Here is a 14,131-nt window from a genome sequence, read left to right on the forward strand (position 1 = left end):
CCAGGGCGGTAGGGTAATCCCCCTACCGCCCTGCTTGCGAGCTGGAGTATCCAGTCACTCCGTTTTCCGTCAGTTCCAAGAGGGCAAGCGACTGGTCGAGATGTTCGGCCCGCCAGGCGAGCAGCCTTTCGGCGAATTCCAGCCGGGTCGAACGATGTGCCGGGCTGCCGGCGAGGTTCTTCAATTCGCCAGGGTCGTCCTCCATGTCGAAAAGCAGCGGCGGCAGGCCGCCGCCAAAATGCACGTACTTGAATTTCTTCGTGCGGATGACAGCGAGGTTGCACTGGCGCGAGGTGATGCCGAAATGCCGTTCCGCTTCACCGCCGGCGATCGAGCGAAAGTCGAACTCCCAGTGCGCGGCGTCGCGCCAAATGGCGGGCGTTCCACCGCTCAGGAAGGGTTTCAGCGAGCATCCGTCAAGGTGCGGTTCGGGAGCCACGCCGAGCAGGTCGATGAGCGTAGGCAAAATATCCACCGCTTCGGTGAAGCGATCGACAGCGCTGCCGGCAGCCTTGCGGTGGCGTGGATCGCGGATGATCAGCGGGATATGGTAGCTGCCGTCGAAATAGCCGCCCTTACCCAGCATGAAGTGGTCGCCCATCATTTCGGCATGGTCGGAGGTGAGCACGATGATGGTGTTGTCCCACGCGGCTTCGGTCTTCAGCGCGTGCCACAGGCGGCCGAGCTGCGCGTCCACCTCCGAGATCATGCCGTAATAGATCGCCCTGATGCGGCGGAAATCATCCTCGCTCCAGTCGTGCACTTTGCCCGCGGCGCCGGGGCGGAACTTCGCTCGTTTTTGGCGATCGAGATCATAGGCGACGTAGGGGTGGCCTTGAGATTCGGCGCGCCAACTTTCCGCGCGGTGAAAAGCGGGGCCGTCCGCGGGATCGTATTGAGTGTTGTACGGTTCCGGTACGATGAAGGGCGGATGCGGGCTGATAAAGGAAAGATGCGCAAACCACGGCGTGGCCTCGTCCTGCTCGCCCAGCCAGCGGATGAACTCGCCGGCAAGGAAGGCCGTCGGCGTCTGGTCCCTGGAGTAGACGGGTGGCGCTTCGGTCACCGCACCGTCGACCTCGCCCACCGGACGATGAATGTCAGGACTTCCAGCGCCGGCATCGATGCCTTGCTGCTTCAGCCAGGACAGCCACTGCTTCTGATGTTCGGGCAGCAATTGGCGCGCCGTGAAGCCGGGCAGAACACCCTCATAGCTGTGCAACCGCGGATCGGCCGGTGCAAGCTGGCGCGGATCGAGCGACACATCGGTATAGCCGAACAAGGTCGGATCGTAACCGACGCTGCGCGCGGCGAGCGCAATATTGCCATGGCGGGCGTCGAGCGGCGTGCCGTTGCGGCAGACACGATTGTTCATCTGATAGAGGCCGGTGTAGAGGCAGGCACGGGCCGGTGAGCAAGGCGCCGCGCCGCCGTAATGGCGCTTGAACAGCACGCCGTCGGCGGCCAGCGCATCGGCATTCGGCGTCTTCACCTGGGGATGCCCGACAGCCGACAGGCAATCGCCGCGCCACTGGTCGCAAGTGATGAGAAGGACATTTGGCCGCCTGCCTTTTCCAGTCACTTGCGCTTACCCCTCTCCAGCACGTCGAATGCGTACATGGAACCGATTCCATCCACCGCGCAAGACCAGGGCTGTTTGCTAAACGGTGAACAAGGATCTTTCGATTGTTCACTTTTAAGGCACAGTCCATCCTGTGTTTGCCGCCTTTGCCATACTCGCTCGTATCCTCATATTGGCGTGGAGAGCGGCGAGGGCCGCACAAACACCAAGGGAAGGAGCAGAGACCATGCTCGACCAGATCAAGGGCCTGCATCACGTCACCTCGATGGCCAGGGATGCACGGCAGAACAATGATTTCTTCACCCACAAGCTCGGCCTGCGCCGGGTCAAGAAGACCGTCAATTTCGACGCGCCCGACGTCTACCATCTCTATTATGGCGACGAGGCCGGCACACCCGGTTCGGTGATGACCTATTTCCCGTTTCCCAACATCGGCAAGGGCCGTCCTGGCGTCGGCGAAGTCGGCACCACGGTCTATTCCGTGCCGGAAGGCACGCTCGCCTCTTGGGAAAAACGCTTCACCGACGAAGGCGTAACCAATGTCGCCCGCGAGGAAAGCTTTGGCGAGAAGCGGCTCGCATTTGCCGGCCCGGACGGCGATGGCTTTGCACTGGTCGAGGACAAGGCCGACGGCAGAGCGCCCTGGGTGAAGGGCGGTATTGCCGCGGACGAGGCGATCCGCGGCTTTCACTCGGTTTCGCTGAGGCTGAAGGATGGCGGCGCCACCGAGGAGCTGTTGAAGTTCATGGGTTACGAGGAGGTCGACAAGTCAGGCAATGTCAGGCGGCTCGCCGTCAAGAACGGCAATGGCGCCGATTTCGTCGATATCGAAACGCTGCCGACCGCACCCTTCGCCGATCTCGGCGCCGGCTCCGTTCATCATGTCGCCTTCGCCGTCGAGAATCGCGCCAAGCAGCTCGAAGTGCGCAAGGCGCTGATGGATACGGGCTATGGGGTGACGCCGGTGATCGACCGCGATTATTTCTGGGCGATCTATTTCCGCACGCCGGGCGGCGTGCTGTTCGAAGTCGCCACCAATGAGCCGGGTTTCGACAAGGACGAGGACACCGCCCATCTCGGCGAGGCGCTGAAGCTGCCGACGCAGCATCAGCATCTGCGGCCGTATCTCGAACAGCATCTGCAGAAGCTGGAGGGTTGAGACGATGAGCAAGGACGCTTACGCCCACAAGGTGCTGCCTGGTTCGCCGGGTGGTCAGCTGCTTTTCGTCTTCCATGGCACAGGCGGCGACGAGAGCCAGCTTGTCTCGCTGGGGCGCGATCTCGCGCCCCAGGCCACCATCGTCTCGCCGCGCGGCGATGTGTCGGAGCAAGGTGCCGCGCGCTTCTTCCGCCGCACCGGCGAGGGCGTCTATGACATGGACGACCTGGCGCGGGCCACGGCCAAGATGGCGGGCTTCGTCCAGGCCCATGTCGAGGCGGCGAAGCCATCGGTCGTGCTGGGCCTCGGCTATTCCAATGGCGCCAACGTCCTGGCTTCGCTGGTGTTCGAAACCCCTGACCTGTTCGACGCCACGGTGCTGATGCATCCGCTGATCCCGTTCGAGCCGCAGGTGAAGGGCAGTCTTGCAGGTCGTCACATCCTGGTGACCGCCGGCAGGCGCGATCCGATCTGCCCGCCGAACCTGACGGCGCGGCTCGAAGCCTATTTGCGCGCCGACGGAGCCGATGTCACAGTGGAGTGGCACGAAGGCGGGCACGAGGTGCGGCCAAACGAAATCGAAGCGGCGCGGCGGCTTTTCGCCACCATCGCCCAAGGAGTGTAGAGATGCCCGATCAATTGCCAGAGATCGAACTTGAAGATCGCGGCTCCAAGGGTCGCTACGTGCTGCGCGGCGCCGGCGGCGCCGAGGCGGAGATGACCTTCACCAAAATCGGCGAGCACCAGCTGATCATCGACCACACCGAAGTGCCGGACGCCTTTCGCGGTCAGGGCGCCGGGCTTCGGCTCGTCACCCGTGCCGTCGAGGACGCGCGGGCGGCAGGCAAGAAGATCATTCCGCTCTGCCCGTTCGCCAACGCCCAGTTCCGCCGTCACCCGGAATGGGCGGATGTGCTGAAGCAGTAGCCCCGCAAGCACAAAGCGGATGTGTAGGAACAGAGCTAAACGGGCGGCCATTGCCGTCCCGTTGGCTTTGTAATTTGCCCCGGCGGCACATCTTGCCTAGATATGATATATCGCCCTGCCGACAAACAGACCGAATGATCCCCCATATGACCGAAACAGACCTCGTCCCCGTCTTTGACGGCCACAACGACACGCTGCTGCGTTTGCACCAGGCGAAAGACGCGGACGTCGAGAAGCTGTTCATCGAAGGGAAATCGGGCGGCCATATCGACTTGCCGCGCGCCAGGGCTGGCGGATTCGCCGGCGGCATGTTCGCCATCTTCCCGCCCCCGGTCGAGAAAGCGCGGCGCAGCGCCGTGCCTTCGGCGCCGAGCGACAGCGAGCCGCTGCCGCCCGAGGTGCCGCGCGCCGATGCGCTCAACTCGACGATTGCGATGGCGTCCATCCTCTTCCGGCTGGAGCGCGCCGGCGCATTGGCGATCTGCCGCAGCGCCGGCGATGTGCGCAATGCCATGGCGCAAGGCACGATTGCCGCGGTGTTCCACATCGAAGGCGTCGAGGCCATCGATCCCGAACTCACCATGCTCGACGTGCTGCATGCCGCGGGCCTGCGCTCGCTCGGCATCGTCTGGAGCCGGCCCAATGCGTTCGGTCACGGCGTGCCGTTTCGCTTTCCGTCCTCGCCGGACACCGGTCCGGGCCTGACCGATGCCGGCAAGGCGCTGGTCAAGGCCTGCAATGAACTGAGGATCATGATCGATCTCTCGCATCTCAACGAGAAGGGTTTTCGCGACGTCGCAGCGCTTAGCGATGCGCCGCTGGTCGCCACCCATTCCAACGTGCATGCGATCTGCGGCCATTCTCGCAACCTCACCGACTGGCAGCTCGGCGCGATCCGCGACTCCGGCGGCATGGTCGGGTTGAACTTCGCCACCGGCTTCCTGCGCGAGGACGGCCGCATGAATGCCGACACCAGCCTCGACATCATGGTGCGCCATATCGATTCCCTGCTGCAGGCTTTGGGCGAGGATGGCGTCGGTCTCGGTTCGGATTTCGACGGCGCCATGATCCCGGCGGTCATCGGCGACGTTGCCGGTCTGCCGAAACTCATCGATGCGCTGGCGGCGCGCGGTTTTGGCCGCGCGCTGATCGAAAAGATTGCCTACCGCAACTGGCTAAGCATGCTGGAAAGAACGATAGGTTAGGACGCCTTATTCGAAGCCCATGCGCTTCAGCCAGTCCTTGCCGACGCCGCGATCGCGAATGATCGGCAGCGGGTTTTCCGCATCGATCCGAGCGCAAATGCGATAGACCTCCAGCGTCTCGGCGCTCATCTCGCCACGCTTATAGAAGAACATGGCGGCGGCATAGCGCGTGCGGCCAGACCATTTCTCGCCGAGCGGCGTGTTGACCAGCTCCCACTGTTCGGCGGCTTCACCTTCTTCCTGTTGCTTGCCCGCTTCCTCGGTCATGGTCAGAAATCCGCCGGCGGATTGGCGGTACGGCGGTCGAGCTTGATGAAGGGTCGCGCCACCACCTTGGCCCGTTTCATCAGCTTCTGGTACTGCAGCTCGCGCATGGCGTAGATCTCGACCCAGAGGTCTTCCACGACAGTATCGCCATAGGGCCGCGCCAGCGAGGCGATGGCGATGTTGCGCTTGGCCATCGGCGACCACATGGCGGCGCTGACCAGGCCGACCTCCTGGCTCTTCCTGTGATAGACGATCGCGTGTTCGGCTGGGACGTTGCCTTCGATCTCCAGTCCGACGAGGACATGCCGAAACTTGCGTTTGGCGCGGGCCTCGAGGATGGCGCGGCGGCCATTGAAATGGCCCTTGTCCAGATCGATCATGAAGCCGAGCCCGATCTCGTCGGGCATGCGCAAACGGTCGGCGCGGATGGCATGTTCGGCGGTGGTGAAATCGGCATTGGCGACGATCAGCCCAGCCTCGAGACGGGCACGGTTAAGGGCGGTGTAGCCGATCGCCCTGATGCCGTGCAGTTCCCCAGCTGTCATCAGCCGGTCCCACAGGCTCAGCGCCTTTTCGGCCGGAACGAACAGTTCGTAACCGAGATCACCGGTAAAGCCGGTGCGTGAAATGATGGCCGTGCCGCCGTCGTGCGGAAATTCGGCAAGGTCGAATATTTTCAGCCTCTCGACACCGGCAAAACCGGCGTCGCGCAGCACAGCGAAGGATGTGGGCCCCTGCAAGGCGAGCCCGGCGACGGCCTCGGTCTCTTCCTCGACGATGACGTCGAAACCAAGGGCGCTGTCCAGCAGCCACGGCAGATGCCGCTCCTGCGAACACAGCCGGAAGCGGGTCGGCGAAAGTCGGAACAGCGTCCCGTCGTCCAGCACAAAACCCTCGTCGTCACACCAAGCGGTGTAATGAACGCGGCCGGTCCTGAGCTTGGTGACATCGCGCAAGGTGACGCGGTCGAGGAAGGTCTGGGCATCCGGTCCTTCGATCCGGTATTTGGTCATCGGCGAGATGTCGAAGAGTGCTGCCTGGCTGCGGATGGCGAAATATTCGAGCTCCTCGTCCCAAAGCGAATGCGGCGCGCGGTAACCGGCCCAATTGTACCAGTCCTGGGTCTTGGCCAGCGCATCGATGCGCGGCTGGAACGGCGTGCCGAGGCGCAGCGAGCGGAAGTGAGATTGGGCTGCGATGCGGGCTGTCAACGGAATGGAGGCTTGATGGGTCATGATGGCGCCGTGGAGTGCAGCGTCGGCCAGTTGAGACATCAAGTCACCCCTTCATCGCAATGATGCGCCGCGCGGCATTCAATCCTGGCGTACCCGAAACACCACCACCAGGATGCGAACCCGCGCCGGCCAGGAACAGCCCGTCGAGCGGCGTGTCGTAGCCCGACCAACCGGAGACGGGACGCGAGATCAGCATCTGATCGGCCTGCAATTCACCGTGGTGCCAATGGCCGCCCGGCATGCGGTAGCGCTTCTCGATGTCCGCAGGGGTGAGCAGTTCGGCATGAATCACCGTCTTGCCAATGCCAGGCGCGTAGGCTTCCAACTGGGCCATGATTGCCTCGAGAAATTTCGGCTTGCCGGCATCCCAGCTCTCTTTCAACCGATAGGGCGCGTATTGCACCACGGCGGACAGCACGCAGGCGCTGTCGGGCGCGAGCGACGGATCGGCGAGACTGGGCAGCGTGATTTCCATCACCGGCTCGGGCGAGAACTCGCCATATTTGGATGGATTGAAGGCACGTTCGACGTGGTCGGGAGAGGACGCGATCACCAGTCGGCCCTTATGGCCGGCGGCGTCGACACCGGCAAACCGCGGCGGCCGGTCGAGCGCCAGATGGAGCTTGGCGGCATCGCCCCTCATGCGGATGTTTTTCACTTTGCGCACGAAGCCGGTGTCGATCTCGCGCGGTCCGACGAGATCGAGGAAGGTGGTCGTCGGATTGATGGCCGAGACGATCGTTCGGGCGCGAAGCTCCTCGCCATTGTCGAGGGCAACGCCGACGGCGCGGCCTTTCTCGACAATGATCCTGGCGACGGGCATCGATGCGCGGATCGTGACGCCAGCCTTTTCGGCAGCCGTGCGGATGGCGGCGACCACCGCGCCCATGCCGCCCTTTGGCAGCAATTGCGCTCCGGCCACACCGCCGCTCTCTCCGCTCAGACGATAATAGAGGCCGAGCAGCGAGGTCGGCGAGCGCGGGCCGAGATGGCTGCCGAGCGTGGCGTCGAAGGCGAGCAGCCCCTTCAGCCTGTCGTCGGCGAGTTGTTCGTCAAGCAAGTCGGCAACGTTCATCAAAAGCACGCGCAGGAAGTCGCGCATGTCTTCCTTGCCAAGTTTCTTCAGCGCCACCGCGGTGTGGCCGAGCGAAGCGGCCTCCAGCAGCGACATGCCGCCGAGATCGGGCGGCCGGCGCGACAGGAAGGGTTTCAGGATGCCGGCATAGCGCAGCAGTTGTGCGCGTAGTTCCTTCCAGGCGGACTGTTCCGACGAACTGGCGCCGGTCAGCACCTCGCCATAAGCGCCATGCAGGACAAGCGGCGGTCCATCTTTCGACAATGCGACCGACGGCAGGAAGTCGGCGCGAGCGATCTGCAGCCCGTGCTTTTCCAGCTCCAGCGTTTTCACCACATCGGGATGCAGCCGGTTCAACACATGCGCGATGGACGAAGCGCGAAAACCGGGCGCAAATTCCTCGGTCCGCGCGGCGCCGCCGGGTTCGGCTCCTGCTTCCAGCACCAGCGCCTTGCGGCCGGCCTTCGCCAGCGTGGCGGCAGCGACAAGCCCGTTGTGGCCGCCGCCGATGACGATGGCATCAAATGACGTCATGGGCCGGGCTCATATGCGAGTTGGATTTTGCGAGATCGCGCAGGATTTCGGCGGCTGCGTTGCGGCCGGGCGCACCCATGACGCCGCCGCCGGGATGGGTCGAGGAGCCGCACATATAGAGGCCGCCAACCGGCGACCGATATTGCGCGTAACCGGGCACCGGACGGTTGAACAGCAACTGGTCGAAGGTCAGCTCGCCCTGAAAGATGTTGCCTTCCGTGAGGCCGACCTCGGCCTCGATCTCGCGTGGCGTGCGCACCTCCATATGGACGATGCGGTCGCGGAACCCGGGTGAATAATCCGATATCTGCGCAATCACGCTTTCAGCAAAACCGTCACGATCGGCGTCCGTCCACTCGCGACCAGCGATCTTGGGCGGAGCGTACTGAACGAAGCAGCTCATGAAATGCTTCCCTGGCGGCGCCATGGTCGGGTCGAGCGTCGTCGGGATGACCATGTCGAGGAACGGATCGGCGGACCAGCGGCCGGCCTTCCAGTTGTCATAGGCGCGCTCCATGCGCTCCATCGAATCGGTGAAATGCATGTCGCCGCGATAGACCGGCGAATCCTTCGGCAGCGCCGGGAATTCCGGCAGCGAATCGAGTGCTATGTTGACCTTTCCCGAGGATCCGCGAATCTTGAAGTTCTTCACCCGGCGCAGGAAGATGTCGGGCAGTTCCTTCTCTTCGACCAGCTTCAGGAAAGTGCGCTTCACGTCGGCATTGGAGACGACCAGCTTGCCGTAAATCTCCTCGCCGCTGGCCAGCACGACGCCCCTGGCCTTGCCACGGCTCACCAGCACATGGTCGACCTCGGCGCCGGTGCGTATGGTTCCACCCGAGGCCTTGAACGAGGCGGCCAGCGCCTTGGTCACGGCGCCCATGCCGCCGCGCGCATAGCCCCAGGCGCCAACCGATCCATCGACCTCGCCCATATAGTGGTGCAGCAGCACGTAAGCGGTGCCGGGCGACATCGGCCCGAGTGCCGTGCCGATGATGCCAGACAGGGCGAAGTTCGCCTTGATGACGTCGGTCTCGAAATATTCGTCGAGGAACTCAGAGATAGACATGGTCCAGAAGCGCAGCGTCAGTGCCATTTCCTCGGCGGAGAGACCCGCGAATTTCTTGCCGAGATAGAGCAGTTCGCCGAGGTCGCGCGGGCACAGGCTGGTTGGGTCCGGCGCGGTGCGCATCAACAGCGGCTGGATGAAGCGGCACTGCCGCGTCACGTCGCGGGCGTAGCGGTCATAGGCCTCGGCATCCCTTTTGGAGAAACGAGCGAATTCCCGCCGGTGCGCGTCGTGGTCGCGATAATTGGCGAGATAGTCGCCATCCCGGGTGAACACCGCGCCGCCCTCATAGGAGATGACTTGCAGGCCGAAGCGGGGGAGCTCCAGATCGCGCATGATCTCGGGTCGGAACAGCGAGCAGACGTAGGAGCAGTTGGAGTAGAGGAAGCCCGGCGTCAGTTCCCTGCTTGTGGCGGCGCCTCCGACCCAGTCGTTCTTCTCCGCAACCAGCACGTCGAGGCCGGCGCGCTGCAGGTAACAGGCGTTGACCAGGCCGTTGTGTCCGCCGCCGATGATGATCGCATCCCAAGCTTTCATTGTGGCCCAGTGCTCATCTGCGTCCCGCTCTTCATTTCTGCGTGAACTGTCCCCTAATGCGTGGAATTTGGCACGGCACCAGCCATTGTGTCCAGCCATACTGAATGAATGTTCAACAAATGATATTGCGTTTTTCCGGACATGAGTTACGCTTTGCCGACGTTCGAACCCAGTAATCCGTCCATTGGGAACCGAGGCTGATGATTGAAATGGCAGACGTCACCCCGGAATATGACGTGGCCGCCATCATGGGCTGGGAGGCCATGCAGAAGGTGCTTGACAGTGCGAGCACCGTCCCACTCATCTTCGCGGGTGGAAGCCGGATGCAAAGGGATAGCCGGCGATGCTGGAGACCATCACACGCATGAAAACGGCAGACGCCAGGGACGCGCTTCTTGAACCGGCGCGGAAAGCCGAATCCGAGAAGCGCGGGCGCAAGGCCTCCAAGGAGGTCAGGCAGCTTCAGCTCATCGAGGCGACGATCGATTCGCTCGCCAAGCGCGGCTATTCGGAAACGACGATGGCCGATGTCGCCGACGGCGCCGGCCTGTCGCGCGGCATCGTCAATTTCCATTTCGAGAGCAAGGAAAAGCTGCTCGTCGCGACGCTGCAATATATGTACGACGAGTATTCCGCGCACTGGCGCAATGCCTTGCAAAAGGCAGGAGACGATCCCGCGCGTCAACTCCAGGTTCTCGTCGCGGCCGATTTCGACCGCTCCATCTGCAACAAGCGCAAGCTTGCCGCATGGTGCGCCTTCTGGGGAGAGGCCAAGTCGCGGCCGACCTACCAGGCGCTGAGCAGCGCGCGGGATGCCGTTTACCAGAATATATTCATCGACCTGTGCGCGGCTCTGAAACAGAGCGGCGGCTACGCCTATGAGCCGCAGGTCATGGCGCTGGCGCTCAGCGCCATGCTGGAAGGCTTGTGGCTGCGGTTGATGATGGGAACCGAGGACACCACGCGGGAGACCTCCTTGCAGGCGGCCAATGAATTCCTGTCGGCGGCTTTTCCGAAACACTACCCGCTGAAGGCCGCCAGCCCAACGAGATCATAAGAAGAGACGAAACCATAAGAAACCGCAGAGGATGGAACAGCAATGAAGACACTGACAAGGCGCCTGACGCTGACGCTCGCGCTGGCGGGAACACTGGCGGCTTCGGCCGCGGCGCTGGCGATCGCGGCCGACAAGGATCTGATCGTGTTCGACTGGTCAGGCTATGAGGATCCGAGCTTCCACCCGAAATATGTCGAGAAGAACGGCGATTCGCCGACCTTTGCCTTCTTCGGCGACGAGGACGAGGCGTTCGAAAAGGTCCGTTCCGGCTTCAAGGCCGACCTTGGCCATCCCTGCTCGCAGAGCGTGACGAAGTGGCGCGAGGCGGGCCTGCTGCAACCGCTCGATACCTCGAAGATCACGGGCTGGAAAGACCTCAATCCCGGCATCATGGCGATGAAAAATCTCGCCACGACCGAGGACGGGAAAGCCTGGTTCATGCCTTGGGACTGGGGCAACACGCAGCTCACTTACAACTCCTCCAAGATCGACGAGAAGGACGTGCAGTCGCTGAAGGCGTTCGCCGATCCGAAGTTCAAGGGCCGCGTTTCGATCGGCGACAATGTCGACGATGCCTATGCGCTGGCGAGCCTCGCCATCGGCCTGAAGGACTGGACCAAGATGACCGACGACCAGTTCAAGCAGGCCTCCGACTTCCTGCGCCAGGTGCACAAGAACGTGCGCTCCTACTGGACTGATACCACCGACGTCGTCCAGCTTCTGAGCGGTGGCGAAGTCGATCTCGCCTGGGCCTGGAACGATGCGACCGTACAGTCGGTCGCTGCCGGCGTGCCGATCAAGTCTAAGAAGGACACGGCGGAAGGCATCTCGACCTGGGTGTGCGGCTACGTGCTGTTCAAGGATGCGCCCGGCAATACCGACAAGGCTTATGACTATCTCAACGCGGTCAACGATCCGGAGACCGCCAAGGTGCTGGTCAAGGACTGGGGCTACGGCCAGGCCAACGCCAAGGGCATGGCCGGCGTCGATCAGGCCATCCTGAAGGAAAAGGGCTATGACGACGTGCAGAAATTCGTCGACAAGACGCTGTTCCAGCAGCCGCTCCCGTCAGATCTCAAGCTCAAGATGATCGCCGAGTTCGAGAAGATCAAGGCTGGCTATTGAACGACAAGACAGAAAGAACCGACGTCGTCATCGTCGGCGCCGGCTTCACCGGGCTGTCGGCGGCGCTCGAGCTGAAGAGGGCCGGCGTCGGCTTCCTGCTGCTCGAGGCACGCGACCGCGTCGGCGGGCGGGTCGAGGCCATGTGGAACGGGCTTGGCGAGCGCATCGATAGCGGCGGCCAGTTCCTGTGCGAGGACATGCCGCAGCTGATGGAACTGGCCCAGGCTCGCGGCAAGACCTTCGTCGAGACTTATGTTGAGGGCGATTTCATCACTTGCCCGTCAATGTCGGTCGGTCGGGCCGAGCGGACCTATCACGCCTCGATGGCTATCCGCGAACGCATGAACAGCATCGAGCCCAACGATCCCGCCATTGCGGGATTGACCGTTGCCGAGTGGCTGGAGCAGCAGGATGACGTGGGCGAGGCCAAGGCGGCCTTCCGGTCGATGATCGAGGGCCTGTGGTGCCTGGCATTGGAGAAGGTGCCGCTCTGGTATCTGATCGACAATGACCGGCGTATCACCAATGAGGTGCCGGAGCTGCAATATTCCCTGCGCGAGACCATGCAGTCGTTGGCCGATGATCTGGCGGAGGACCTCGGCGACCGGGTGAGGCTCGGCGAACCTGTCACCCGCATCGAATACGGTCCGCCAGGGGTTCGTGTCGTCTCGAGCAATAGCGTGATCGAAGCGCGAGAAGTTCTGGTCGCCGTGCCGCCGGCGACAGCCGCGAAGCTCGATTTTACGCCCGCCTTGCCGGCAGCCCTGGAAGCGGCGCTCGGCGCCTGGGAAAGCGGCGCGGTGATCAAGGTCCTGGTGCGCTATCCCAAGCCATTTTGGCGCGAGCGGGATTTGAGCGGGATGATGATGTGGCGCGATCTGCCGGGGCTGTTTGCCTGCGACGCCAGCAGGGATCCCGATCATGCGGCGCTTGTCGTCTTCGTTGGCGGACCGCTGGCGCTGCGCTGGCACGAACTCGGCGAGTCGGATCTGCGGACACAGGTGACGACGAAGCTTGTGGAGGCGCTGGGTCCGGAGGCGGCGGATGTTCTCGATTTCAGCCGCCGTGACTGGACGCATGATCGCTGGAGCGGCGGTGCCTATAGCGACCTAATCGTCGATGTGTCGGCCAGGGATGCCGAGGCCACCATTCTTGCCGGCGCACCGCCGATGCATTTCGCGTCGTCGGAATTGTCGCCGTCATTCCCGGGCTATGTCGAGGGCGCGATCGTGGCCGGGCGTATCGCGGCGCGCAGGATCATCGCCGGAGTTCAGTCGGCCATCGCGACCAGCGCTTCCGGATCATAGGCGAGGCGAATCGAGGTGCCGACTGGAATATCATCGGCGCCGAAATCGTTGGTCTCGGTCACCGAGAGCGGCTTCTCCAGGCCAGGGATTTCGACGATCAGATGGGTGATCTCGCCGAAATAGTGGCGTTCCACCACCTTGCCGGCGACCTCGAACTTGGCCGTCGCATTGTCCCACAGCACGCGCAGGCGCTCCGGTCGGATGCCGAGCGTCGCGCCGCCGCCATTGCGCACGAAAGCCTTCGGCTTGTCGGTCTTGATACGGCCGAAACCCAGCGTGTCGACGATCAGCGAGGCGCCGTTCTCCTCGACGATCTCGGCCTTGACGAAATTCATGCCGCCAAGGAAGTCGGCGACCTGGCGGTTTACCGGGCGCTGGTAGATTTCCTTCGGGGAGGCGACCTGCGCGATCTTGCCGCCGAACATCACGGCGATGCGGTCGGACATTGCGAGCGCTTCATACTGATCGTGGGTGACCAGGACGAAGGTAATGCCGACGGCCTGCTGCAGGCGGCGCAGTTCGACCTGCATCTGCTCGCGCAGCTTCTTGTCGAGCGCCGACAGCGGCTCGTCGAGCAAAAGCACCTTAGGTTGCATCACCAGGGCGCGGGCGAGCGCCACACGCTGCCGCTGGCCGCCGGAAAGCTCGGTGGCAAGCCGCTTGCCGAGGCCGGTGAGCGAGACCTGCGCCAGCGCCTCCTCGACCCGGCGCTTCTCTTCGCCACCCTGCAGCTTCAACCGCTTCAGTCCGTAGGCGACGTTCTGCTCGACATTGAGGTGCGGGAAGATCGCGTAGCTCTGGAACACCATGTTTGTCGGCCGGCGATTGGCCGGTATGCCTTCCATGGGCTGGCCGCCAACCGCGATCGAGCCGCTGGTCGGATTGTCGAAGCCGGCGATCATGCGCAAAAGCGTGGTCTTGCCGCAGCCCGACGGGCCGAGCAGCGAGAAGAACTCGCCTTCCCTGATGGTCAGGGAGGCGTCGTCCAGCGCCTTGAACGCCCCATAGCTGCGGGTGACATTGCGGATCTCGATCATCGATCTTTCGGATTG

Annotated in this window: 13 protein-coding genes; 7 read left to right on the plus strand and 6 right to left on the minus strand. The window is 63.2% G+C overall.

All coding sequences use genetic code 11. The annotated features are described in order from the left end of the window. Positions 1 to 22 precede the first annotated feature (22 nt). Positions 23 to 1,582: an alkaline phosphatase family protein gene (locus tag FJ543_RS09765; RefSeq protein ID WP_140874875.1), complete on the minus strand. Its 1,560-nt coding sequence runs from the start codon at positions 1,580 to 1,582 to the stop codon at positions 23 to 25. 226 nt (positions 1,583 to 1,808) lie between these two features. Between FJ543_RS09765 and FJ543_RS09770 the strand changes: the two genes are divergently transcribed. From FJ543_RS09770 to FJ543_RS09785, 4 genes are all read left to right on the plus strand, one after another. Next, positions 1,809 to 2,741: a VOC family protein gene (locus FJ543_RS09770; RefSeq protein WP_140712723.1), complete on the plus strand. Its 933-nt coding sequence runs from the start codon at positions 1,809 to 1,811 to the stop codon at positions 2,739 to 2,741. A gap of 4 nt (positions 2,742 to 2,745) precedes the next feature. Continuing rightward, on the plus strand, positions 2,746 to 3,366 hold the full coding sequence (locus tag FJ543_RS09775; RefSeq protein ID WP_140822452.1) for an alpha/beta hydrolase: 621 nt from the start codon (positions 2,746 to 2,748) through the stop codon (positions 3,364 to 3,366). Positions 3,367 to 3,368: 2 nt separating this feature from the next. Next, a complete protein-coding gene (locus FJ543_RS09780; RefSeq protein WP_015315410.1) occupies positions 3,369 to 3,668 on the plus strand; it encodes a GNAT family N-acetyltransferase in 300 nt (99 codons plus the stop codon). A gap of 146 nt (positions 3,669 to 3,814) precedes the next feature. Further along, positions 3,815 to 4,873, plus strand: a complete 1,059-nt coding sequence (locus FJ543_RS09785; protein WP_140616741.1) for a dipeptidase — start codon at positions 3,815 to 3,817, stop codon at positions 4,871 to 4,873. Positions 4,874 to 4,879: 6 nt separating this feature from the next. Here the strand turns inward: FJ543_RS09785 and FJ543_RS09790 are convergent, their stop codons facing one another. From FJ543_RS09790 to FJ543_RS09805, 4 genes are read right to left on the minus strand one after another with little or no spacing between them, the layout of a single operon-like run. Next, a complete protein-coding gene (locus FJ543_RS09790) occupies positions 4,880 to 5,140 on the minus strand; it encodes a hypothetical protein (protein WP_140712727.1) in 261 nt (86 codons plus the stop codon). A gap of 2 nt (positions 5,141 to 5,142) precedes the next feature. Further along, the gene (locus tag FJ543_RS09795; RefSeq protein WP_140875534.1) at positions 5,143 to 6,375 is read right to left on the minus strand and encodes an aminomethyltransferase family protein; all 1,233 of its coding nucleotides are present in this window, start codon (positions 6,373 to 6,375) and stop codon (positions 5,143 to 5,145) included. Positions 6,376 to 6,418: 43 nt separating this feature from the next. After that, on the minus strand, positions 6,419 to 7,984 hold the full coding sequence (locus FJ543_RS09800) for an NAD(P)/FAD-dependent oxidoreductase (protein WP_140874877.1): 1,566 nt from the start codon (positions 7,982 to 7,984) through the stop codon (positions 6,419 to 6,421). Next, on the minus strand, positions 7,971 to 9,590 hold the full coding sequence (locus FJ543_RS09805; RefSeq protein ID WP_140874879.1) for an NAD(P)/FAD-dependent oxidoreductase: 1,620 nt from the start codon (positions 9,588 to 9,590) through the stop codon (positions 7,971 to 7,973). The genes FJ543_RS09800 and FJ543_RS09805 overlap by 14 nt, the downstream gene beginning before the upstream one ends. Before the next feature lie 343 nt (positions 9,591 to 9,933). On the opposite strand from FJ543_RS09805, the gene betI reads away from it, so the two are divergent. From betI to FJ543_RS09820, 3 genes are read left to right on the plus strand one after another with little or no spacing between them, the layout of a single operon-like run. After that, positions 9,934 to 10,647 carry a transcriptional regulator BetI gene (gene betI, locus FJ543_RS09810; protein ID WP_140662953.1) on the plus strand — a complete coding sequence of 238 codons (714 nt, stop codon included), beginning with the start codon at positions 9,934 to 9,936 and terminating at the stop codon, positions 10,645 to 10,647. Positions 10,648 to 10,689: 42 nt separating this feature from the next. Further along, complete coding sequence (locus FJ543_RS09815) at positions 10,690 to 11,772, plus strand: ABC transporter substrate-binding protein (RefSeq protein WP_140616746.1); 1,083 nt, start codon at positions 10,690 to 10,692, stop codon at positions 11,770 to 11,772. After that, positions 11,769 to 13,079 (plus strand): flavin monoamine oxidase family protein, encoded by a 1,311-nt coding sequence (locus FJ543_RS09820; protein ID WP_140822445.1) that lies wholly within the window; start codon positions 11,769 to 11,771, stop codon positions 13,077 to 13,079. The genes FJ543_RS09815 and FJ543_RS09820 overlap by 4 nt, the downstream gene beginning before the upstream one ends. Here FJ543_RS09820 and FJ543_RS09825 read toward each other — a convergent pair. Next, positions 13,043 to 14,116: an ABC transporter ATP-binding protein gene (locus tag FJ543_RS09825; protein WP_140874881.1), complete on the minus strand. Its 1,074-nt coding sequence runs from the start codon at positions 14,114 to 14,116 to the stop codon at positions 13,043 to 13,045. The two genes, FJ543_RS09820 and FJ543_RS09825, sit on opposite strands and share 37 nt — an antisense overlap. Positions 14,117 to 14,131: the final 15 nt, after the last annotated feature.

Source organism: Mesorhizobium sp. B2-5-7 (genome assembly GCF_006440875.1).
In the GTDB taxonomy this organism is placed as follows: domain Bacteria; phylum Pseudomonadota; class Alphaproteobacteria; order Rhizobiales; family Rhizobiaceae; genus Mesorhizobium; species Mesorhizobium australicum.

Excerpts from the sequence above, each read along its gene's own strand:
- FJ543_RS09770 (WP_140712723.1), top strand. The coding sequence starts at position 1,809 with ATGCTCGACCAGATCAAGGGCCTGCATCACGTCACCTCGATGGCCAGG.
- FJ543_RS09775 (WP_140822452.1), top strand. The coding sequence starts at position 2,746 with ATGAGCAAGGACGCTTACGCCCACAAGGTGCTGCCTGGTTCGCCGGGT.
- FJ543_RS09780 (WP_015315410.1), top strand. The coding sequence starts at position 3,369 with ATGCCCGATCAATTGCCAGAGATCGAACTTGAAGATCGCGGCTCCAAG.
- FJ543_RS09785 (WP_140616741.1), top strand. The coding sequence starts at position 3,815 with ATGACCGAAACAGACCTCGTCCCCGTCTTTGACGGCCACAACGACACG.
- FJ543_RS09790 (WP_140712727.1), bottom strand. The coding sequence starts at position 5,140 with ATGACCGAGGAAGCGGGCAAGCAACAGGAAGAAGGTGAAGCCGCCGAA.
- FJ543_RS09795 (WP_140875534.1), bottom strand. The coding sequence starts at position 6,375 with ATGACCCATCAAGCCTCCATTCCGTTGACAGCCCGCATCGCAGCCCAA.
- FJ543_RS09800 (WP_140874877.1), bottom strand. The coding sequence starts at position 7,984 with ATGACGTCATTTGATGCCATCGTCATCGGCGGCGGCCACAACGGGCTT.
- FJ543_RS09805 (WP_140874879.1), bottom strand. The coding sequence starts at position 9,590 with ATGAAAGCTTGGGATGCGATCATCATCGGCGGCGGACACAACGGCCTG.
- betI (WP_140662953.1), top strand. The coding sequence starts at position 9,934 with ATGCTGGAGACCATCACACGCATGAAAACGGCAGACGCCAGGGACGCG.
- FJ543_RS09815 (WP_140616746.1), top strand. The coding sequence starts at position 10,690 with ATGAAGACACTGACAAGGCGCCTGACGCTGACGCTCGCGCTGGCGGGA.
- FJ543_RS09825 (WP_140874881.1), bottom strand. The coding sequence starts at position 14,116 with ATGATCGAGATCCGCAATGTCACCCGCAGCTATGGGGCGTTCAAGGCG.